We start from the raw sequence: 20,578 nt of genomic DNA, 5'->3' as shown, positions 1-20,578 counted from the left end.
AGGAGAACACCATGGTGGATTTGCCCACGCCCCCGAAGCCGAGAGGGCGCTATCGCCCGGTCATCGTCCACCGGGGCGTCGCCTATGTGAGCGGCCAGGTCTCGCGCGACGAGAATGAGGTGACCTTGACCGGCATCGCGGCGGGCGAGGCGGATATTCCCGCCGCCCAGGAAGCGGCCCGGAGGTCCATGCTGCGCTGCCTGAGCGTGCTTTCCGACGCGATCGGCGGGCTGGATGCGGTGGAACAGGTTCTGATGGTGCGCGGCTTCATCCGCTCCGCGCCCGATTTCATCCACCATCCCAAGGTGATGGACGCCGCCTCCGACGTTCTGATCGATGCCCTGGGCGAGACGCGCGGGCAGCATGCACGGGCGGCGGTGGGTGTGGCGAGCCTGCCGAGCGGTGGCATGCTGGAGATCGAACTGAGCGTGGCGCTGCGCGCGTGATCCTGCGGACGGGGGACGGCTGAGCGGTCCCCCGGCCCACGATGAAGGCGGGGCCTATTCGGCCGCCTGCGGGTTCGCGGAGAAAGCGTGCGGCGTTTCCTGCGGGAACAGGTGCTGCGCGTGCGCGATGACATTCTCGCTGGTCTCGCGGATGTGCCGCTCGATCAGGCGGAGCGCCAGATCCTCGTCGCGCGCCAAGGCGGCATCGACGATCATCTTGTGCTCCACATCCTTCTTGCGCCACTTCTTGCGGAACTGGGAGGACATGCGCCGATAGCGCTGGGCGCGCTCGAACAGCTTGTCGCGCAACTCGATGAGGGTGGGCGACCGGCACTCGGACACCAGCGACGCATGGAAGGCGCTGTGCACCGCCGCCCATTCTTCCGAGAGATAATATTCCCGGCCGAGCCGCTTCTGCATCTTGTCCATGCGGTGAAAGCTGGCGAGGATATTGGCTTCCCAGTCATCGTCGCCATAGCGCATGGAGCGCCGCAGCATCTCGTTCTCGATGAGGACGCGCGTGTCCGTGAGGTCGTTCAGATCCTCGATGGAGACCGGCGCCACCATGAAGCCGCGCTGCCCTTCCGCCACCACGAGGCTTTCCGCCGCCAGCCGCGACAGCGCCTCGCGCAGGGTGGAGAAGCTGACCGTGTAGCGGGCGCGCAGGGCCTCGAACCGGAGCTTTTCGCCGGGCTGCAATTCGCAATTGATAATGTCGAGCCGCATGCGGTGAAGGACGTCGGCCGCGCGGGTCTCGCCGGGCTGCTTCTGCTTGTCTGCCATTCCGGGCCCCGCTCTCACTGGCTCGCCTCGCTCGTCCTCTCGCGATCGGCTGGGAGCGTTTGGATACCCTATTGGGAATTTCGAAAAAATCAATATTTTCCGCTGTTCACGCGCCAGTCGAGGAAATGGACGAACCCGTCCGAAATGTCCGACATGATCTGTTTTTGCGATAAATCTGATTTTTTCGAAAATTATTGAATCCCCCTCCCGTTTGCCGTATCACCGCCGGCAATGGCTCCGGCGACAACCGAGCCCAAGGGAGAGGAAACGATGGCGCATATCGTCCATGCCGTGGGGCATATGAAGATCAATGTGAGCGACCCGGCGGCGGTCATTCACGATGCCACCGAGATACTGGGCCTGCGCGTGACCCATCAGGAACAGGGCCAGACCTGGCTCAGCTCCAACGGGCGCGCCGCCGAGCTGGTGCTGCTTCATTCGGACGAGAACGCCACCCACACCATCGCCCTGGAAGCCCTGACCGTGGACGCGGTGCGCGCCGCCGAGGCGCGGGTGGAGGCGGCCGGCTGCCGCATCCTCTCCAGCGCGCCGAGCCTGGATTGCATCGCGGCCGGCGTCACCTTCGCGACGCCCGAGGGGCTGCGCTTCGAGATCCATACGCCCATCCGGGACACCCTCTATGACCGCCGCCATCCCACCCACGGCGTCGGCCCCAACCGGATGGACCACGTCAATCTGATCACCCCCGATCCCGCTGCCACGCGCGGCCATCTGGAAGCCATCGGCGGCATGAGGCTCTCCGAGCGGCTGGTGGATGACAGCCTGAGCTGGATGTATGGCGGCAACCGCCAGCACCACATTCTCGGCCTGGTGAAGGGTGCGGTGGGCCTGCACCACTATTCCTTCGAGTTCCGCGAGTTCAACCAGTATCTGCGCCTCGGCGATACGCTCGACCGCTTCGGAAAGCAGATGATGTGGGGTCCCGGCCGCCATCGTCCCGGCGACAATACCTATGCCTATTACACCGACGCATCGGGCGCGATGGTGGAATGTTCCGGCGAGATGGCGCTCATTTCCGACGACGAGACCTTCACGGCCAACGTCATCACCAATCTGGAGCGGCCCGGCAATGTCCGGCAGATGAATGTGTGGGGCACGCCCGCACCGCTGGAATGGCGCACCTTCCACTTCCCCTTTGCGGCCATCAGCTGATGTCGAGCCGGGAGTTCTGAGATGCAGGAAAAGCTGACATTCATGTCGGACGGCCTGAAGCTGTCCGCGGTGCTGCATGTTCCCGAAGGCCGCAAGAGCGGCGAGCGGCTGCCCGCTTTCATCGTGCTGCACGGCTTCGTGGGGTCCAAGGACGAATCCCACGCCGAGATCCAGGCGCGCATGCTGGAGGATTTCGGCTACGTGGCGCTGCGCTTCGACTTCCGCAGCTGCGGGGAGAGCGAAGGCGAGCGCGCCCAGGTGCGCTGCTTCGACCAGGTGGCCGACGCCAAGAACGCGCTCACCTTCCTGGCCGGCCGCGAAGAGGTGGACCCGGCGCGCATCGGCGTGGTCGGGCATAGTTTCGGCGCCGCCGTGGCGGTCTATTCGGCGGGCGTGGACAGCCGCTTCGCCTGCGTCATCTCCTCCTGCGGCTGGGGCGATGGCGAGCGCAAGTTCCGCGGCCAGCATCCCACCCCGGAAGCCTGGGCGCGCTTCACCGGCCTTCTGGAGCAGGGCCGCAAGCACAAGCGCGAGACCGGGACGAGCATGTGGATCTCCCGCTTCGACGCGGTGCCGATCCCCGAGCCGCTGCGCAAGAACCTCTCACCCAAGGCGATCATGGAGATCCCGGTCGAGACCGCCATCAGCATGTATGAGTTCCGGGCCGATGACGTGGTGGGCAACATCTCGCCCCGTCCCGCTCTGTTCTTCCACACCGCCGATGACGGCATCACGCCCACCGAGCAGTCCATTCGCCTGTTCGAGAAGGCGGGACAGCCGGCGGAGCTGATGCTCATCACCGGCACCTCCCACTTCCCGCTTTCGGCGCAGGATGCGCCCCGCACCAAGGCGATGATCAAGGGGTGGCTCGACAAGTTCTTCCCCTCGCCGCTGGCGGTCTAGGCTATGGCGAGCGCAACACGCACGGTGTCGCCGCAGGCTCTGCGCGACTTCGCCGAGCGCCTGCTCACCGCAGGCGGCTTCCGGCCCGAGGACGCGGCCAAGGCGGCGGAGCTGCTGGTCTGGGCCAATCTGCGCGGCGTGGACTCCCACGGCGTCCTGCGCATTCCCCGCTATGTGGAGATGGTGCAGCAGGGCTTGATCAACCCGGCGGCGACCCCGAAAGTCGTCCGGGAATCCGGGGCGGTGGCCCTCATCGATGCGGGCCTCGCGCCCGGCGCCACGGGCATGGAGAGCGTCACGCTCAAGGCCGTGGAGATCGCCGCCCGCAGCGGGGCCGGTTTCTGCGTGGGGCGGAACGTGACCCATGCCGGCGCCATCGGCTATTTCGCGCACAGGATCGCGGATGCGGGCCTGGTGGGCATCATCATGACGGCCTCCAAGCCGCTCATGGCCTATCCCGGCGCGCGCGGCGAGGCGGTGTCGTCCAATCCGCTCGCCATCGCCGCCCCCTCGGCGGACGCGGACGCGCCTATCGTGCTCGACATGTCCACGGCCGCCGTGGCGCTCGGCAAGATCCTGGCGGCCCGCGATGCCGGGCGCGCGATCCCTGAGGGGTGGGGCATGGACGGCGAAGGCCGCTCCACCACCGACGCCGCGCAGGTGAAGGCGCTCCTGCCCATGGCCGGGGCCAAGGGCGCGGGCCTCTCGCTGATGATCGAGGTGTTGTGCAGCCTGCTGGCGGATAATCCCATCATCGCCCCGGCGCTGGGCGGTGCCGATCCGGTGGGCTTCAACGGCCTTGCCATCGCCATCGATCCCGATGCCTTCATGGGCCGCGAGCGCTTCCTCGCCAATGTGCAGGCCCTGGCAGTGGCCATCCACGGTCTCGAACCGGCGGCCGGTACGGAAGCGGTGCTGCTGCCCGGCGAGCGGGGGCGGCGCACGGCGGCGGAACGCAGCCGGTCGGGCATTCCCTTGGCGCAGGGCACGGCCACCAAGCTTGCCGAACTCGCCGCGCGCCTCGGCGTCGAGGCCCTGCCGGTTTGAACCGGATTTTCCGCAGCGCTCCGGCGCTGCGGACACTGCATGAAGATCACCGCGCTATTGGTCGAAAAATTTCGAAAATCATTCCGCCTCGGGCGCAACCATTGGACGGCAAACCGTGAAGCTCCTGTCTTTTTCCGTGGGGCCTGTGGCCTCCTGGGGCGCTGTGGTGGGCGACAGGGTCGCCGACCTCGGCAAGGCCCTGCCTGAACACGCGACGCTGGCGGACTTCCTCGGCAGCGCGGATTTCGCGGATCGCGAGGCCCTGCTCACAGCCACCCAGGCGGAGATTCCCCTCTCCGACATCACCTTCCTGCCGGTCATCCCCCGGCCGGAAAAGATCGTCTGCGTGCTCCGTAATTATTTTGAGCCCGGCCAGGATGCGGCGCCCGATGGCGCGAAGCGCGAGGGGCCGGCCTTCCCGCCCATTTTCCTGCGGGTCTGGCGCTCGCAGGTGGGGCATGAAGCGCCCGTGATCCGGCCCAAAGTGTCCACCCAGCTGGATTGGGAAGGCGAGCTTGCGGTGGTGATCGGCACGGGCGGCCGCCATATCGCGGAGGCCGACGCCATGGCCCATGTGGCCGGCTATTCCATCTATAACGATGTCAGCGTCCGCGACTGGCAAAAGCACGCCCAGCAGGTGGCTTCGGGCAAGAATTTCGTCGGCACCGGCCCGTTCGGGCCCTGGCTGGTCACGGCCGATGACATCCCCGACCCCAATGCTTTGACGCTGCGCACGCTACTGAACGGGGAAGAGGTGCAGGCCTCCGACACATCCCATCTCATCTTCAAGATCCCGCAGCTCATCAGCTACGCCTCCACCATCTTCGATCTGGTGCCGGGCGACGTGATCGTCACCGGGACACCCGCCGGTGCGGGCTTCACCCGCAAGCCGCCGGTTTTCATGAAGGCGGGCGACGTGGTGAGCGTCGAAATCGAGCGCATCGGCACGCTCCGAAATCCAGTGGTGGACGAGTGATGTCCGCCCGGGCTGGGGCGTCCCGGGACCGGGCAAGTCCAGCCGTCTTCGACACCAAGATCAAAACCAAAAAGCAAACACGGCAAACAACATAAGGGAAGGAACGAACCATGAGGCGCACCATCATCGGCATCGTTGCGGCGCTCTGCACCATGGGCGGCGCGGCACAGGCCGCCGACTATCCAAGCCGCGCCATCATGCTGATCCAGGGCTATGCCCCCGGCGGCAGCGCCGACACCATCTCGCGGCTTCTCGCGCAGCCCATGTATGAAAGCATGGGCGTGCCCGTGGTGGTGGAGCCGAAGCCCGGCGCCGGGGGCACGCTGGCCGCCAATACCCTGGCGCGGGCCAAGCCGGATGGCTACACGATCGGCCTCGTCACCGGCGGTCACGCCGTGGCCAAGGGCCTCTATAAGACCCTGCCGTTCGATCCCGTGGATGACTTCGAGCCCATCTCCAACGTGGTCGACTACAGCTTCGTGCTCGCGGTGCCCGCCAACAGCCCCTACAAGACCCTCGCGGAGCTTCTCGCCAAGGCGAAGGAAGATCCGGCCGCCATCAATTTCGGATCGGCGGGTGTGGGCTCCACGCAGCATCTGGCGGGCGTTCTTCTCGCCAACGCGGCGGGCGTGACCATCACGCACATTCCCTATCGGGGCGAGGCCGCCGCCGTGACGGGCATCCTCAGCGGCGAAATCCCCATGATCGTCGCAAGCCCCGTGACGCTGGAATCCCAGATCCGCAGCGGCAAGATGCGCGCCTTGGCGGTGTTCTCCGACAAGCGTCTCGCCGCCTTCCCGGACGTTCCCACCATGGGTGAGGCCGGTATCAAGGACTTCTCGGTGGTGACCTGGGCGGGCCTCGTGGCGCCGAAGGGCACGCCGGAGCCCATCGTCAAGCGCCTGCACGACGAAGTGGTGAAGGCGCTCGCCAACCCCGAGACCAAGGCCAAGATCGAGGCGGCGGTGGGCGGCGAGGTGAAGACCAGCACGCCGGCGGAGATGCGCAAGCGCATCGCCACGGAAGCGGACCGCTGGGTGAAGGTGGTCAAGGATGCCGGCATCGAGCAGCAGTGATCCTGTGCGCCTCATGGGACGCGGTGGCATCGCCGCGTCCGCAGCGGCGCACAGTGATCCAGACGCCCCTGCGGCGAACGGCTTGGGTGCAGGCGCGCTGAATTGCATGCGGGGGATAGGCGTTTTCCTGGCGGGCGCTTAGAGTGCGGTCGCCCACCGTGAAGCACTCTCCATCAATGGCTTAGAGCCTGATTGGATCAGGCTCTGGCCTTGCGGCTGAGCGTGAAAGGAAACGCCGTGTCGGATACCAATCTGCCCCCGGCCGCCGCGCATGCATCCACCCATGGATTGCGCGGATGGCTGCATGAGCTGCCCTATGTCGTGATGCTCGGGCTCACGCTGTGCGGCGTGGCCTATTCCGCCATGACGCGCAGCCCGCTCCAGCATTATTGGGAGCTGGTGGCACTCTTCAATTGCGCCGCCTGCATCTATGAGGGCTGGCGCCGGGATGAAGGCCGCCGCTGGCGGCTGATCTGGACGCAGGTGCTCCATTGGGGCGCCTTCCTCGCCACCATGACGCTCGCCTTCCTCCCAAGCGTGCAGGCGGTGGCGGATGCGGATTCCACCAGCCTCGTCATCCTGCTCCTGCTGGCGCTCGGCACCTTCGTGGCGGGCGTCCACACGGTGTCCTGGCGCATCGGCCTGAACGGCGTGGTGATGGCGCTGTGCGTGCCGGTGGTGGCGTGGCTCGACCAGTCCGCCCTCATCGTGTCGCTGGGCATGGTGGCCGTGCTGCTGATCGGGGCGCTGGGCGTCGCCGTCTGGCTGCACAAGCGCGCCTGACGTGCGGCAGCGTCGGCCTGCCCTCCACAGGCGTGGGCCTGGGAGAGACGGCCGGGTCGTTGTTCGCGCAACGCCGTCCGTAAGGCGTGCGCGCGGGGCACAGGCGCGCTAAGGAGGTCCTTCCACGTGCGTCGGGCGTCGCTTCAGGGGTGCCGGTCGGGCTGAATTGGGAGGCCCGGCGGGGCGCGTCATGGACATCACTCTTCTGATCTTCCTGCTCGTCTATGTGGCCATGGGTTTCGGGCGGATACCGTGGCTCAAGGTCGATCGGACGGGGGCTGCGATCATCGGCGCGATGGCCATGATCGTGGTCGGCAGCATCAGCCCCAAGGCGTCGTGGGACTCCATCGATTACAGCGCCGTGGGCATGCTGTTCGGCCTCATGGTGGTGTCGTCCGCTCTGGTGGTGTCCGGCTTTTATGCCTATGCGGCGCGCAAGATGGCGTCGCTTCCCGTGACGCCGCCCGTGCTGCTGGCCGTGCTGACGGTGACGGGCGGGCTGCTGTCCGCCGTGCTCACCAATGACGTGGTGGTGGTGGCCATGACGCCGCTGCTGGTCGCCGTGACGCTGACGCGCGGGCTGAACCCCGTGCCGTTCCTGCTGGGCTTCTGCTTCGCGGCCAATGCGGTCTCTTCGGGAACATTGATCGGCAGCCCGCAGAACATGATCATCGCGCAGGGCCTGGACCTGTCCTTCATGGGCTTCCTGCGCGCCACCGCCGTGCCGGCGCTCGCGTCCCTGCCCATCGTGTGGGGCATTCTGGTGCTTCTGTATCGCGGGCGCTGGACCTTGCAGGCGCCCGCCGCCGGAGCCGCGCAGCCCGCTGCCGCGCCCGTCCCGCTGGATGTGGGGGAGACCCTCAAGGCGGGCGTGGTGACCATTGCGGTGGTCCTGGCGTTCATCTTCAGCGATTGGCCGCGCGAGCTCATCGCGCTGGCGGCGGCCGGCCTGCTACTCATGAGCCGCCGCGTCTCGTCCCATGATCTGCTCAAGGACGTGGACGGCAATCTGCTGCTGCTCATCATGGGGCTGTTCGTGGTGAATGCCGCCATGGCGGCCACCGGCCTGCCGCAGATGCTGCTGGCGGAGGCGCGCGACCTGGGCCTCGATCTGAACAGCCCCTTCACGCTGTTCTGGGTGGGGGCGATCCTCAGCGACGTGGTGAGCAACAACCCCGCCGTGATGCTGCTGACGCCGTTCCTGAAGCCCGGCGCGGACGCGGAGGCGCTCGGCGCCGCGCTGGCGCTGGGGACGGGCTTCTCCAGCAACCTCATCGTGTTCGGCAGCCTTGCCGGCATCATCGTGGTGGAGCAGGCGGCGGCGAAGGGCGTGAAGATCTCGTTCGGCGAATTCGCCCGCGCGGGCGTGCCCGTCACCCTCGCCTGCATGGTGGTGGCGGCGGGTTGGATTCTGCTGCTGAGCGCGTGAGCGGGGGAGGCTTTATCGGCGCATGGCCGGCGCCGCGCCGCGCTTCATCGAACCTCAGCCTGCCGCAACGCCATCCCCCACGCTCTGGGGAAGGACGAACGGCCCGGCCGGGACGGCATTCACCCGCGCCGGCACCCCGAAGGCGTCCAGCAGCAGGGCCGATGTCATGACCTCGGCGGGCGGCCCCGATGCCAGCACGCGCCCTTCCTTCATCATCACCAGATGATCGGCGGACATGGCCGCCAGATTGAGATCGTGCAGCACGGCGAGAACCGCTCCGCCCGTCGCCACATGGGCGCGGGCCACCTGGAGCACCAGCAATTGGTGGGCGAGGTCGAGGCTGGCGGTGGGCTCGTCCAGCAGCATGAAGCCGGGCGCTTCGCTGCCGCCGGTCCGCAACTGGGCCAGGATCCGCGCCAGATGCACACGCTGGCGCTCGCCGCCCGACAGGGATTCATAGCGCCGGGCCGCGAAGCCGGGCAGGTCCACCGCCGTCAGAAGCTCCTCCACCCTGCGGGTCGTCTGCGCTGCGCTGGCGCCGGACAGGCCGAGGCTCACCACTTCGGCCACGCTGAAGGCGAAGGCCACTTCGGTGTGCTGGGCCAGCACCGCGCGGCGCTGGGCGAGGGCGCGCGGCGAGAAGCCGGAGAGCGGGCGGCCATCCAGCATCACCTCTCCCGCGTCGGCGCGCATCTCTCCCGCGAGTACCTTGAGCAAAGTGGACTTGCCCGCCCCATTGGGCCCGACCACCACGGTCACCCGGCCGGGCTGGAGGGCAAGCCCCACGTCCGACAGGAGCTTCCGGCCGCTGCGCTCGACCGTGACATTGCGCATTTCGTACATGGTTCAGCCCAGAATGCCGCGACGGCCGCCCAGCAGCCACAGGAAGAAGGGAGCCCCGATCAGGGCCGTCACCACGCCCAGCGGCAGTTCCGCCGGGGCGGCCACGAGGCGGGCGGCCACATCTGCAAGAAGCAGCACCGCCGTCCCCAGCAAGGCCGAGCCCGGCAGCAGGAGGCGATGGCCCGCGCCGAGCGTGAGCCGCACCAGATGCGGCACCACCAGCCCCAAAAAGCCGATGACGCCGCAGGCGGCGACGGCCGCACCCACGCCGCAGGCCACCACGATGATGGCGATCCGCTTCAGCCGCTCCACGGCGATCCCCATGTGGAAGGCCTGCGCCTCCCCGAGGGCCAGCGCATCGAGCCCGCGCGCCAGGAAGGGCGATGCCACCAGCAAAGCGAACACGAAGGGCGCGGCAAGGGCGGTCTTCAGCCAGGTGGCCCCGCCGAGGCTTCCCAGCGTCCAGAACAGGAATTCCCGCGACTGCTGCTCGCTGGCCATGAAGACGAGGACGCCCGTTCCCGCGCTGGCCATGGCGCCGAGCGCGAGCCCGGCGAACAGCAAGGTGGCCATGGAGGTGTAGCCGTCCCGCATGGCGAGGCGCGCGATGAGCAGGGTGGTGAGGAGGCCGCCCACGAACGCGGCCAGGGACAGGCCCACCGCCGCGAGCACCGGCGGCAGGGCCCAGTGGAGGCTGCCGCCGAGCACGATGAAGGCCACCGCCGCCAGCGCCGCGCCCGGTGAGACGCCTACGAGGCCGGGATCCGCGAGCGGATTGCGGAACACGCCCTGCATGATGGCCCCCGCAAGGGCCGTGCCCGCGCCCACCAGGGCGCCCAGCACGGCGCGGGGCAGGCGCACATCCAGCACGATGACACGTTCGCGCAGTCCCGCTCCGGCCCCGGAAACCGGGCCGGTGAGAGCCTCGACGAGGACCTGCCACACGCGGGCGGGGGGAATGCTGACTGGCCCCAGGCAGAGGGCGGCGAAGAAGGCCAGGACCACAAGCAGCGCGAGCGTGCCGAGCCCGACCACGGCCCGCGAGCGCACCCATCCCATGCGTCCGGGCGCCGCGTGAGAGGTGGCGAGGCTCACGGGTTGGGCTCCGCGCTCCAGGAGCGCGACGGCAGGGCCGGCAGGGTGATGCCGGGATGGAGCGCGACGGCCAGATCCCGCACGGCTTGCGGCGTGCGCGGGCCGAACCCCAGGAGATAGGAGCCGGGCAGAGCCAGCAGGCGCTGGTTCTGCGCGGCGGTGGTGCCCTTGAAGGCGGGGAGGGAGAAGAGCATGTCGGCGGTGAGCACCTGCCCCCCGCCCTGCATGACCACCACCACCTCCGGATCGGCGCTGAAGGCGGCTTCATCCACGGCGGGCTTGTAGCCCTTCAGGCCCTTCATGGTGTTCGTTGCCCCGGCAAGGCGCAGCATGGCGTCGGCGGATGTCTCATTGCCGCCGACCACCGCTGTGCCGTTGGCGGCGGAGAGCACGAAGACGGCGCGCGGCGCCGGCTTCAGGCCGGACACGCTCGCTTCGATGGCGGCGAAGTCGGCCCGCACCGCTTCGGCCAGCGCGCGCCCTTTCGCTTCCTCGCCCACGGCGGCGGCCACAGCCTCGATCTTGCGCACCACGGCCTCGGGCGATTGCGCATCGGGAATGATGACCACCGGCACGGACGCCCGCTCCAGCACGTCGAGCGTGGACCGCGGGCCGGCCCCCTCGATGGCCAGGATGAGGCTCGGCGCCACGGACAGCACGCCTTCGGGCGCCAGCGTGCGGGAATAGCTCACATTGGGCAGCGCCCGCGCGGCGGCGGGGTAGACGCTGGTCTGGTCCACCGCGATGACGCGGTCGCCAAGGCCGAGAGCAAACAGTATCTCCGTCACCGAACTGCCGATGGAGACGATACGGCTGGTATCCGCCACGCTCACGGTTCGACCGGCGGCGTCCCGGATGACACGCGCCGTTTCTGCCGCACCCCCGGGGTGCGAGGCGAGGCAAATGACCGCCAGAAAGATGGCGGCCAGACAGCTCCAATTTCGCGTATCTCGCGGCTTCATGTCCGACATTATCCGGCGATCTCTCACTTATATCCGTATCTTGTATCTATAAAATGTCTCTTTAGAATTTTTATATTCTAAATCTTGTGCGTTGATTCCTATAATAGTTGAAATATAAGTGCATCACCAGGGTAATATTGAAACATTCTCGCGAATCAACTTGACTCATCGCGGCGTGACCCATAGGCGGTAACGCAACGCTCGAGATGATGGTCAGCCTCGTCGGCGTCATCACGCGACGTATTTCAGTCGTCCCGTTCGGTCCGACCGCATGGGTTCACAGGCATTCCAGCCCGCCAAGCCTCCCTGGAGGCGGTAGCCAGCTGACACGACATCTGGAGACTTCTATGATTCGCGTCTTGGCGAAGGGCGGCGTTTGCCCGAGCTTCCGTTGCTTCTGGCTCTCCAGTGCCGCAGGTGCGGCGCTCCTCACGGGTCTCGCGACATCGGCATATGCGCAGACCGCGCCCACCGCCCCCGGTCAGCCGGTCGCGGCCAATGACTCGATCGCCCTCGATTCCATCACGGTGGTCTCCACCCTCACGGGCATCCAGACGGTGGATGCGCTCGGCCCCGTGAGCGTGCTGCGCGCGGATCAGTTCGAACAGCTGATGGCGAACCAGACCTCCGATCTGTTCCTCGGCATGCCCGGCGTCACCGCCATCCAGAACGGCAACAGCCAGCAGACCTCCATCAATATTCGCGGCATGCAGGATTTCGGCCGCGTCGCCGTGTTCGTCGATGGCGCCCGCCAGAACTTCACCCAGCTCGGCCATGCCAACGCGGCGGGCAGCTTCTTCCTGGAGCCGGCGCTTCTGTCGAGCGTGGACGTGTTCCGGGGACCGGCGTCCAACATCTATGGCTCGGGCGCCATCGGCGGCGTCGTCACCTTCCGCACCAAGGACGCGGACGACATCCTGAAGCCTGGCCAGACCTGGGGCGTGGAGAGCACCGGCGAGTTCGGCAGCAACGGGCCCATGGGCTTCGGCTCCATGTTCGGCGCGGCGCGCGTCGGCCAGAATGTGGACCTGTTCGTCGGCGGCACCTACCGCAAGGCGACCGACTATCAGGACGGCAATGGTGACGACGTTCCCGGCACCGCCTTCGACACCTGGACGGGCATCGCCAAGGCCACCTTCCGCCCGGCGGACTTCCATGAAGTGAAGGTGAGCGCGCTCAATTACAACTCGACCTATACGACCAGCAACGACGTTCCCACCCCAGGCCTCAGCCAGTATGGCACGCAGGTCATCAACCAGACCCTGACCGCCAGCTACAATTACGCCAATCCGGACGACAATCTGTTCGACTGGAACAGCACGGTTTACTGGAACCGGGTCGAGCAGAACCAGGTGAAGGTGGCGGGCACCCCGAGCGCCATCACCGGCGCCATCGGAAACCCCCGCTCCTTCACCATCGACACCACGGGCTTCGATGCGAACAACACGTCCCGCTTCGATTTCTATAGCGTGCGCAACGCCGTCACCATCGGCGGCGAGTATTTCAACGACAACGTGTCCAACATCGACAATTACGGCTTCGGCGACGGCTACAATCCGAGCGGCGAGCGTGATGTGGGCGGCGCGTTCGTGCAGTGGCAGGGGAATTATTCGAGCTGGCTCGAAGCCATCGCCGCCGTGCGCTACGACAGCTACTCCCTGAACGGCGGCAATACGTCAAACAGCGACAGCCGCTTCTCGCCGAAGTTCACCCTCGGCGTCACGCCGCTCCCGTGGTTCACGGTCTACGGCACCTATGCGGAAGCCTTCCGCGCGCCCACCGTCACGGAGACGCTGGTGTCGGGCGCACATCCCCCGGCCATCCCCATCGTGACCTGCCCGGATGGCAGCTACGGCACCTTCTGCTTCATGCCGAACCCGAACCTTCAGGCCGAGGTGGGCAAGAACAAGGAAATCGGCGTCAACATCAAGTATGACGACCTGTTCGTGAAGGGCGACAAGATCCGCCTCAAGGCCAACGCCTATCAGAACGATGTCTCCGACTATATCGAGCTGGTCCAGTATGGCCGGTCGCGGTACGGCACCACGGCCTATGCCCAGTATCAGAACATCGCGTCCGCCAAGATCACCGGCTACGAGCTGGAGAGCATGTACGACACCGGGATCTGGTTCCTGGGCGTGAACGGCACCATCACGCGCGGCGAGAATACCGAGGACGGGCAGCCGCTCTCCACCATCATGCCGGACAACATCGCCACCACCATCGGCGTGCGCATGATGGACGGAAAGCTCACCATGTCCGCCCGCTGGGTGGCGGTGGCGGCCGTGACGGCGGCGGACCTTCCGGTCGGCTCGGTCTATGATCCGACCTCGTCCTTCAATCTCGTGAACTTCTATGTGGGCTACCGCCCCAGCGAGAACGTCCTGGCCGCGGCCTCGGTGGAGAACGTGCTGAACGAGCAATACACGCAGTATCAGCAGTTCCTGCCCAGCGCCGGCATCACGTTCAAGGGCTCGCTCACCATCAAGTTCGGCGACGGCTATCTCGCCTCCCTGTCCCCCAGCGGCTTCACCCGGTGAAGCCCACTCCATGCGTAAGGTGAAATATCTCATGTTCATCGCAATGAACCGCTTCAAGGTGAAGCACGGATCGGAAGCCGAGTTCGAGCGCGTCTGGCGCGAGCGCGACAGCTATATCGCTGCGGTTCCCGGCTTCGTGACCTTCAACCTCATGAAGGGCCCGTCGCGGGACGAATATGTCCTCTACGTCTCCCATACGCATTGGCGGACCAAGTCCGATTTCGAGGCCTGGACCAAGTCCGAAGCGTTCCGCGCCGCGCACCGCGACGCCAGCAACAACAAAGTGAACTATATCGGCCCGCCGGAATTCGAGGGCTTCGAGTCGGTCCTCGCGCTGGAACCCGCGTGAGCACCTGCCGGGGCGTCGTCATCCGCCGCCCCGGCACCGGCCCCTCGGGGTCTTAAGGATGGGATGGAGCGCGAGGTTCGCTCCATCCGAAGTCATCCCGCCGACAGGGCCGAGCCGTCCGCGCCGAACGGCCTCACAGCACCTGGTCGGCGAGTGCGGCTGAGACGAAGTCCATCTGCACCACGAGGTCGTTGAAGTCGCGGTCGCCGCCGCCATGGAGGTCTTCCCAGCCCCAGGTGTTCAGGCCGTAATTCCACACATGGTTGACGCTCTCGCCGTTCACCGTCTCGTTGGCAGTGGCAAACATGTAGAAATCATGCCCGCCCGCGCTGAGGCGCATGGCGATCAGGTCGCCGTCATCCACACCGGAGAGGCGCGCCTCGCCATACTGGCCGTAGCCCGCCCCGGCGATCCAGACGGCCCCGCTATCGGTCTGGTAGGCATGGGAGCGGCTGGCCGCATCATAGCCCGCATCTCCCGGCCGCAGCCCGTCCACCATGCCGGTATAGTCGTCCACCGCGTAGAACATCACCTCCACGTCCTGCATGCCGTTCTGGCGCATGCGGATGATGGCCTGCTGGTCATCGGCCCCGCCCAGCGTGTGGGCGGTGGTGACGAGCCGCGCGACGCCCACGGCGCTGCCGCCGTCCTCGGTGAGGAAGTCCGCGAGGCCGAACGGGCTGGAGAGATCGGCATGGGGCGAGAGGGCCTGCGTGCCGTCGATCTTCACGTCCAGCCGGGCGCCCGCGCCCACATCGCTCTGGTGCGCCGCAGCCTGTGCGTTGCGGTCATAGGCGATGACGCTGGCGGGATCGAAGTCCGGCCGCAGCACCATCTGCGCGAAGGCCCGCGTCCAGGCGAGATCCTGCGTCATGCCGCCGGAGAAGCCGGTTGCCTCGTCTCCCGTCCCCACCGTGATGTCGGGATCCGCCCCGGAGAGGGACTGGATGGCGAGGCTCTGGAGCGTCGCGCTGGTCCAGCCGCCGGACCCGTCCGCGGTCATGAAGGCGGGGGCATCCGCATTCAGCCCCTGGGCGATCATGAGCATGGCGTTCAGCAGGCCGCCCGTATCGCCGGAGAGGCTGTCCGGGTCGAAGTCGAAACCGGCCGGGAGGACATAGCCGCCGGGTCCTGACGCGCCACCGGCGCCCCCCAGGACCCCGGGGAAGATCACCGAGAGGACGGGCAGCAGCACGCCCGGTTCACTCACCGTGAGGCCGATATTTCCCAGCGCTTCCTCGAACCGGGGAAGCAGGTCGGCGAGGACGGCGGAACTGGTGACCATGGCGGTGGCGGTTCCGCCCGCCGGGTCGGCCACCGTGTAGCTGAAAGTGACGGAGCCGGTCGTCCCCGCGCCGGGGGTGAAGCGCAGCGTGCCGTCTGTCGCGAGCGCCACCGCGCCGCCATCGACCGCCACGGCGCTGCCTGCGGTGATGGCATGGCCGTCAATGGCGGTGATCCGCAGGGTGTCGCCCTCCGGGTCGCTGTCATTGGCGAGGACGTCGATGGTGACGGCCTCTCCGGCCGCGAACGCGAAGCTGTCGCTCTGTGCCGCGGGCATCCCATTGGGGCCCGGTAGCGGGGCCACCGCGCCGGTCGGCGCGCTGGCGACGGCCTCGGCCGCCCCCATGGCGTCGGTGTAGCGCAGGGCGGCGCGGACCTGATGGCCGATATCCGCCTGGGTGAGGCTGTAGGTGGCCCCGATGGCCCCGGCGATATCCACCCAGGTGCCGCCGACCTGTCGCTGCCATTGATAGACGGGCGAAGAGGGCAGGCCGTCTTCATCCGCCACCGTATTCGTGGCGGTCAGGAGCGCGCCGGCCGTGGCGGCGCCGGTCACGCTCACCGTGCCGGTGGGCGCGGTGTTCAGGTGGGCAACGGACGCGGTGGCGGCGCTGGTCACCGTCTCCGCCGTGCCGAGGCCATCGGTGTAGCTGATCTGCGCCCGCACTTGGTGGCCCACATCGGCCTGGGTGAGGGCGTAGGTCGCGCCCGTGGCGCCGCCGATATCCACCCAGGCGACGCCGTCGAAGCGCTGCCACTGATAGGCGAACGAACCGGTCAGGCCGTCCGCGTCCGTGATGGTGTTGGCGAGGGTCAGCACCCCGTCTCGAACGGCGGTTCCGGTCACGGCTACACCGCCGGTGGGCGCGTCATTGACGTTCGACACGGGGCTGATGGCGGAACTGGTGACCGTCTCGGCGGTGCCCTGGCCATCGGTGTAGCGCAGCTCCGCGCGGACCTGATGGCCGACCTCCGCCTGGGTGAGCGTGTAGGTCGTGCCGGTGGCACCGGTAATGTCCACCCAGGTCCCACCGTCCAGCCGCTGCCACTGATAGGCGGGCGAAGCGGGAAGCCCGTCCGCGTCCGCAACCGTGCTGGTGGCGGTCAGCACCGCGCCCTGTTCCGCCACGCCGGCTACGCTGACCGTGCCGGTGGGAAGATCATTGACGTTCGCGATGGCGCCCGTGGTCGCGCTGGAGACGCTCTCCACGCTCCCCAAATCGTCCGTATAGCGCAGCTGGGCGCGGACCTCGTGGCCCACGTCGCTTTGGGTGAGGGCGTAGGTCGCGCCCGTGGCGCCGGAAATGTCCACCCAGGCCCCGCCGTCCAGCCGCTGCCACTGATAGGTGGGCGCGGCCGAGAGGCCGTCCGCGTCCGCCACCGTGCTTGCGGCGGTCAGCACAGCGCCTTCCTCCGCCGTACCCGTCACGGTCACGGCGCCGGTGGGCGCATCATTCACATTGGCGATGGCGCTCGTGGCGGCGCTGGTCACTACCTCGGCCGCGCCCAGGTTGTCGGTGTAGCGCAGTTGCGCGCGGACCTCATGGCCCACATCGTCCTGGGTGAGGGTGTAGGTGGTGCCGGTGGCGCCGCCAATATCCACCCATGTGGCCCCGTCGAGCCGCTGCCACTGATAGGTGAGGGACGCCGGAAGGCCGTCCGCATCCGCCACCGTGTCGCTGGCGGTGAGCACCGCGCCCTGCTCCGCCGTCCCGGCCACGCTGACCGTGCCGGTGGGTGCGGTGTTCAGGGGGGCGACCACGGCGCTGGAGGTGCCGGTCACCACCTCGGCGGTGCCCTGGTTGTCCATATAGCTGAGCTGCGCACGGACCTCGTGGCCCACATCGGCCTGGACGAGGGTGTAGGTGGTGCCTGTGGCGCCGCCGATATCCACCCACGCAGTCCCGTCGAAGCGCTGCCATTGATAGGTGAGCGAGGCCGGAAGACCATCCGCATCCGCCACCGTGCTGGCGGCGGTCAGCATCGCCCCTTCGCGCGCCGTGCCGGTCACGCTCAGTGTTCCGGTGGGCGCGTCATTCACGTTGGCGATCGGAGCGGTGCCTGTGCTGGTCACCACCTCGGCCGCACCCTGGGCGTCGGTGTAGCGCAGTTGGACGCGGACCTCATGGCCGACATCGGCCTGGGTGAGGGCGTAGGTGGTGCCTGTGGCACCGCCGATATCCACCCAACTGGTCCCGTCGAAGCGCTGCCACTGATAGGCGGGCGAGGCCGGCAGACCATCCGCGTCAGCCACCGTGTTCGCGGCGGTGAGCACCGCTCCCTGCTCCGCCGTCCCGCCCACCGTGACCGTGCCGGTGGGGGCATCGTTGACGGGCGCGAAGGTGACCGTGCGGGTCTGCCCGGCGAGGGTGCCGCCCTGTCCGTCCGCGACGCTATAGGTGAGCGTGACCGTCCCGAAGAAATTGGGGGTGGGAGTTAAGGTCCAGGTGCCGTTCGAATTGGCGACAAGCGTTCCGCCGGAGGCGGTGAGGCCGGTCACGGAAAGCGTGTCGCCGTCCGCGTCGCTGAAGCCCGTGAGCAGGTCGGCGGCCGTGAGGGTGAAGGCCGTGTCCTCCGTGCCGGAGAGCGGCGCCGCCACGGGCGTGCCGATGGGCCCATCATTCACGTTCGCGATGGCTGAAGTCGCCGTGCCGGCGACGGTCTCGGCCGCACCTTGAGCGTCCGTGTAGCGCAGGTGCACGCGGACCTGATGGCCCACATCGGCCTGGGTGAGGGTGTAGGTGGTGCCGGTGGCGTCGCCGATATCCACCCATGTGGCGCCATCGAGCCGCTGCCATTGATAGGTGCTGGCGGCGGAGCGCCCGTCCGTATCATCCACCAGGTCGCTGACCGTGAGAACCGCGCCTTGCGCCGTCGTGCCCGTCACCGTGAGAAGGCCGGTGGGGGCGTCGTTGACGGGCGCGAAGGTGACCGTGCGGGTCTGCCCGGCGAGGGTGCCGCCCTGTCCGTCCGAGACGGTGTAGGTGAGCGTGACCGTCCCGAAGAAATTGGCGGCGGGGGTGAGGGTCCAGGTGCCGCCCGAATTGGCGACGAGCGTCCCGCCGGAGGCGGTGAGGCCGGTCACGGAAAGCGTGTCGCCGTCCGCGTCGCTGAAGCCCGTGAGCAGGTCGGCGGCCGTGAGGGTGAGGGCCGTGTCCTCCGTGCCCGAGAGCGGCGCGGCGACGGGCGTGCCGGTGGGCGCGTCGTTGACGGCGGCGAAGGCCACCGCGCGGGTCTGCCCGGCAAGGGTGCCGCCCTGTCCGTCCGCGACACTGTAGGTGAGCGTGACGGTGCCGGAGAAATTGGCGGCCGGCGTCAGCGTCCAGGTGCCGTTGCCATTGTCCGTCAGCGTGCCCGCGCTGGTGGTGAGGCCCGTGATGGAGAGGGTGTCGCCGTCCGCGTCGCTGAAGCCCGTGAGCAGGTCGGCGGCCGTGAGGGTGAGGGCCGTGTCCTCCATGCCCGCGAGCGGCGTCGCCACGGGCGTGCCGGTGGGCACGTCATTGACGTTCGCGATGGCGCTGGTGGCCGCGCTGGTGACCGCCTCGGCCGTGCTCTGGCTGTCGGTGTAGCGCAATTGGGCGCGGACCAGATGACCCACATCCGCCTGGGTGAGGCTGTAAGTGGCGCCGGTGGCGCCGGAAATGTCCACCCAGGTGCTGCCGTCCAGCCGCTGCCACTGATAGGCGGTGGCCGTGGGCATGCCGTCCGCGTCCGCCACCGTGTTGGTGGCGGCGAGGACCGCGCCCTGGGTCGTCGTGCCGCTGACGGTCACCGTACCCGTGGGCGCGTCGTTCACGTTCGCGATGGCAGTCGTGGCGGCACTGGTGACCGTCTCGGCCGTGCCCTGGCCGTCCGTGAAGCTGAGCACGGCCCGCACCTGATGGCCCACATCGGTCTGGGAGAGCGTGTAGGTGGCGGCGGTGGCGCCGGAGATGTTCACCCAGGTGCTGCCGTCCAGCCGCTGCCATTGATAGGTCGCGGCCGTGGGCATGCCGTCCGCATCCGCCACCGTGCTGGCGGCGGTGAGGACGCTGTCTTCCTCTGCCGTGCCGGTGATGCTCACCGTGCCGGCGGGCGTGGAATTGGCGGCGGCGACGGCGCTGGTGGAGGCGCTGATGATCGTCTCGGCCGTACCCTGGCCGTCCGTGTAGCGCAGCACGGCCCGCACCCGATGGCCCACATCGTCGTCGGTGAGGGTGTAGGTGGCGGCGGTGGCGCCGCTGATGTCCGTCCAGGTGCTGCCGTCGAGCCGCTGCCACTGATAGGTGGGGGATGACGGCATGCCGTCCGCGTCAGTCACCGTGTGGCCGGCGGTGAGGACAAAATTCTCCCGCAGCGTGCCGGTCAGGCTCACCGCGCCGGTGGGCGCGTCATTCACATTGGCAACGCTCACCGTGAGGGAGACGGGGGTGCTCGCGGCGCCGTCGGCGTCGGTCACCACCACGGAGATGGTGCGCGGATCGGTGTTGGGGCTGTCGGAGCTGTTGGCATAGGCCACGAGGCGCAGCGCCGCCTGATAGTCGGCGGCGCTCGCGTCGCCCGACAGGGTCAGGGTATGGGTCGTGGGATTATAGCTGGCGGTGATGCCCGCCGGCAGGGTTCCGGCGATGGACAGCGTCTCGGCGGCGCCGTTGGGAGCGCTCGCGATGGTGACGGTGAGCGAGGCGAGCGTCCCGCTGTCGTCCGTGAGCGTCGCGATGGGGGCGATGAACACGGCGCCCGCATTCTCCGTGAAGCTCACGGCCGGCGCGACGGAGGTCGTGCGAACAAGCACGCCCTGAATGTCCGAACTTCCGTTGCCGGAATTGATGTCCTTCAGCAGAACGGTTCCCTGGCTGGTCCCGTCGCTGATCCACACTTCAGAGCCATTGGTCCCGTCATCCGCACCG

At 67.9% G+C, this 20,578-nt stretch carries 15 protein-coding genes; 10 read left to right on the top strand and 5 right to left on the bottom strand.

Annotation, left to right across the window (positions count from 1 at the left end; all coding sequences use genetic code 11):
• The first annotated feature begins 11 nt into the window (after nt 1-11).
• Nucleotides 12-446 (top strand): RidA family protein, encoded by a 435-nt coding sequence (locus tag EJJ38_RS18845; protein WP_127091980.1) that lies wholly within the window; start codon nt 12-14, stop codon nt 444-446.
• A 54-nt stretch (nt 447-500) separates the two neighbouring features.
• On the opposite strand, the gene EJJ38_RS18840 is transcribed toward EJJ38_RS18845, so the two are convergent.
• Nucleotides 501-1,229 carry an FCD domain-containing protein gene (locus tag EJJ38_RS18840; protein ID WP_127091979.1) on the bottom strand — a complete coding sequence of 243 codons (729 nt, stop codon included), beginning with the start codon at nt 1,227-1,229 and terminating at the stop codon, nt 501-503.
• A gap of 270 nt (nt 1,230-1,499) precedes the next feature.
• Between EJJ38_RS18840 and EJJ38_RS18835 the strand changes: the two genes are divergently transcribed.
• The 7 genes from EJJ38_RS18835 (at nt 1,500) to EJJ38_RS18805 (ending at nt 8,616) form a co-directional block, all read left to right on the top strand.
• Complete coding sequence (locus EJJ38_RS18835) at nt 1,500-2,402, top strand: VOC family protein (protein WP_127091978.1); 903 nt, start codon at nt 1,500-1,502, stop codon at nt 2,400-2,402.
• 21 nt (nt 2,403-2,423) lie between these two features.
• Nucleotides 2,424-3,305 carry an alpha/beta hydrolase gene (locus EJJ38_RS18830; RefSeq protein WP_127091977.1) on the top strand — a complete coding sequence of 294 codons (882 nt, stop codon included), beginning with the start codon at nt 2,424-2,426 and terminating at the stop codon, nt 3,303-3,305.
• A 3-nt stretch (nt 3,306-3,308) separates the two neighbouring features.
• Nucleotides 3,309-4,352, top strand: coding sequence for an Ldh family oxidoreductase (locus EJJ38_RS18825; RefSeq protein ID WP_127091976.1), 1,044 nt, complete (start codon nt 3,309-3,311; stop codon nt 4,350-4,352).
• Nucleotides 4,353-4,467: 115 nt separating this feature from the next.
• Nucleotides 4,468-5,328 (top strand): fumarylacetoacetate hydrolase family protein, encoded by an 861-nt coding sequence (locus EJJ38_RS18820; RefSeq protein WP_127091975.1) that lies wholly within the window; start codon nt 4,468-4,470, stop codon nt 5,326-5,328.
• A 110-nt stretch (nt 5,329-5,438) separates the two neighbouring features.
• The gene (locus EJJ38_RS18815; RefSeq protein ID WP_127091974.1) at nt 5,439-6,404 is read left to right on the top strand and encodes a Bug family tripartite tricarboxylate transporter substrate binding protein; all 966 of its coding nucleotides are present in this window, start codon (nt 5,439-5,441) and stop codon (nt 6,402-6,404) included.
• A 237-nt stretch (nt 6,405-6,641) separates the two neighbouring features.
• The gene (locus tag EJJ38_RS18810) at nt 6,642-7,187 is read left to right on the top strand and encodes a hypothetical protein (RefSeq protein WP_127091973.1); all 546 of its coding nucleotides are present in this window, start codon (nt 6,642-6,644) and stop codon (nt 7,185-7,187) included.
• A 190-nt stretch (nt 7,188-7,377) separates the two neighbouring features.
• A complete protein-coding gene (locus EJJ38_RS18805) occupies nt 7,378-8,616 on the top strand; it encodes an ArsB/NhaD family transporter (protein WP_127091972.1) in 1,239 nt (412 codons plus the stop codon).
• Nucleotides 8,617-8,670: 54 nt separating this feature from the next.
• On the opposite strand, the gene EJJ38_RS18800 is transcribed toward EJJ38_RS18805, so the two are convergent.
• From EJJ38_RS18800 to EJJ38_RS18790, 3 genes are read right to left on the bottom strand one after another with little or no spacing between them, the layout of a single operon-like run.
• Complete coding sequence (locus EJJ38_RS18800) at nt 8,671-9,459, bottom strand: heme ABC transporter ATP-binding protein (protein WP_127091971.1); 789 nt, start codon at nt 9,457-9,459, stop codon at nt 8,671-8,673.
• Between the two features lie 3 nt (nt 9,460-9,462).
• Nucleotides 9,463-10,518, bottom strand: coding sequence for a FecCD family ABC transporter permease (locus tag EJJ38_RS18795; RefSeq protein ID WP_127092224.1), 1,056 nt, complete (start codon nt 10,516-10,518; stop codon nt 9,463-9,465).
• A gap of 32 nt (nt 10,519-10,550) precedes the next feature.
• Complete coding sequence (locus EJJ38_RS18790) at nt 10,551-11,387, bottom strand: heme/hemin ABC transporter substrate-binding protein (RefSeq protein WP_164738579.1); 837 nt, start codon at nt 11,385-11,387, stop codon at nt 10,551-10,553.
• Nucleotides 11,388-11,863: 476 nt separating this feature from the next.
• Between EJJ38_RS18790 and EJJ38_RS18785 the strand changes: the two genes are divergently transcribed.
• A complete protein-coding gene (locus EJJ38_RS18785) occupies nt 11,864-14,056 on the top strand; it encodes a TonB-dependent hemoglobin/transferrin/lactoferrin family receptor (protein ID WP_127091969.1) in 2,193 nt (730 codons plus the stop codon).
• Nucleotides 14,057-14,087: 31 nt separating this feature from the next.
• Nucleotides 14,088-14,405 (top strand): heme-degrading protein HmuQ, encoded by a 318-nt coding sequence (gene hmuQ, locus EJJ38_RS18780; RefSeq protein ID WP_127092223.1) that lies wholly within the window; start codon nt 14,088-14,090, stop codon nt 14,403-14,405.
• Between the two features lie 133 nt (nt 14,406-14,538).
• On the opposite strand, the gene EJJ38_RS18775 is transcribed toward hmuQ, so the two are convergent.
• Nucleotides 14,539-20,463, bottom strand: coding sequence for a cadherin-like domain-containing protein (locus EJJ38_RS18775; protein ID WP_127091968.1), 5,925 nt, complete (start codon nt 20,461-20,463; stop codon nt 14,539-14,541).
• Between the last annotated feature and the right edge of the window lie 115 nt (nt 20,464-20,578).

The organism is Aquabacter cavernae (assembly GCF_003993795.1).
In the GTDB taxonomy this organism is placed as follows: domain Bacteria; phylum Pseudomonadota; class Alphaproteobacteria; order Rhizobiales; family Xanthobacteraceae; genus Aquabacter; species Aquabacter cavernae.
This window is presented reverse-complemented; position numbering and strand designations above follow the sequence as displayed.

Coding starts and splice junctions, on each gene's coding strand:
- EJJ38_RS18845 (WP_127091980.1), top strand. CDS start 12: ATGGTGGATTTGCCCACGCCCCCGAAGCCGAGAGGGCGCTATCGCCCG.
- EJJ38_RS18840 (WP_127091979.1), bottom strand. CDS start 1,229: ATGGCAGACAAGCAGAAGCAGCCCGGCGAGACCCGCGCGGCCGACGTC.
- EJJ38_RS18835 (WP_127091978.1), top strand. CDS start 1,500: ATGGCGCATATCGTCCATGCCGTGGGGCATATGAAGATCAATGTGAGC.
- EJJ38_RS18830 (WP_127091977.1), top strand. CDS start 2,424: ATGCAGGAAAAGCTGACATTCATGTCGGACGGCCTGAAGCTGTCCGCG.
- EJJ38_RS18825 (WP_127091976.1), top strand. CDS start 3,309: ATGGCGAGCGCAACACGCACGGTGTCGCCGCAGGCTCTGCGCGACTTC.
- EJJ38_RS18815 (WP_127091974.1), top strand. CDS start 5,439: ATGAGGCGCACCATCATCGGCATCGTTGCGGCGCTCTGCACCATGGGC.
- EJJ38_RS18805 (WP_127091972.1), top strand. CDS start 7,378: ATGGACATCACTCTTCTGATCTTCCTGCTCGTCTATGTGGCCATGGGT.
- EJJ38_RS18800 (WP_127091971.1), bottom strand. CDS start 9,459: ATGTACGAAATGCGCAATGTCACGGTCGAGCGCAGCGGCCGGAAGCTC.
- EJJ38_RS18795 (WP_127092224.1), bottom strand. CDS start 10,518: ATGGGATGGGTGCGCTCGCGGGCCGTGGTCGGGCTCGGCACGCTCGCG.
- EJJ38_RS18785 (WP_127091969.1), top strand. CDS start 11,864: ATGATTCGCGTCTTGGCGAAGGGCGGCGTTTGCCCGAGCTTCCGTTGC.
- hmuQ (WP_127092223.1), top strand. CDS start 14,088: ATGTTCATCGCAATGAACCGCTTCAAGGTGAAGCACGGATCGGAAGCC.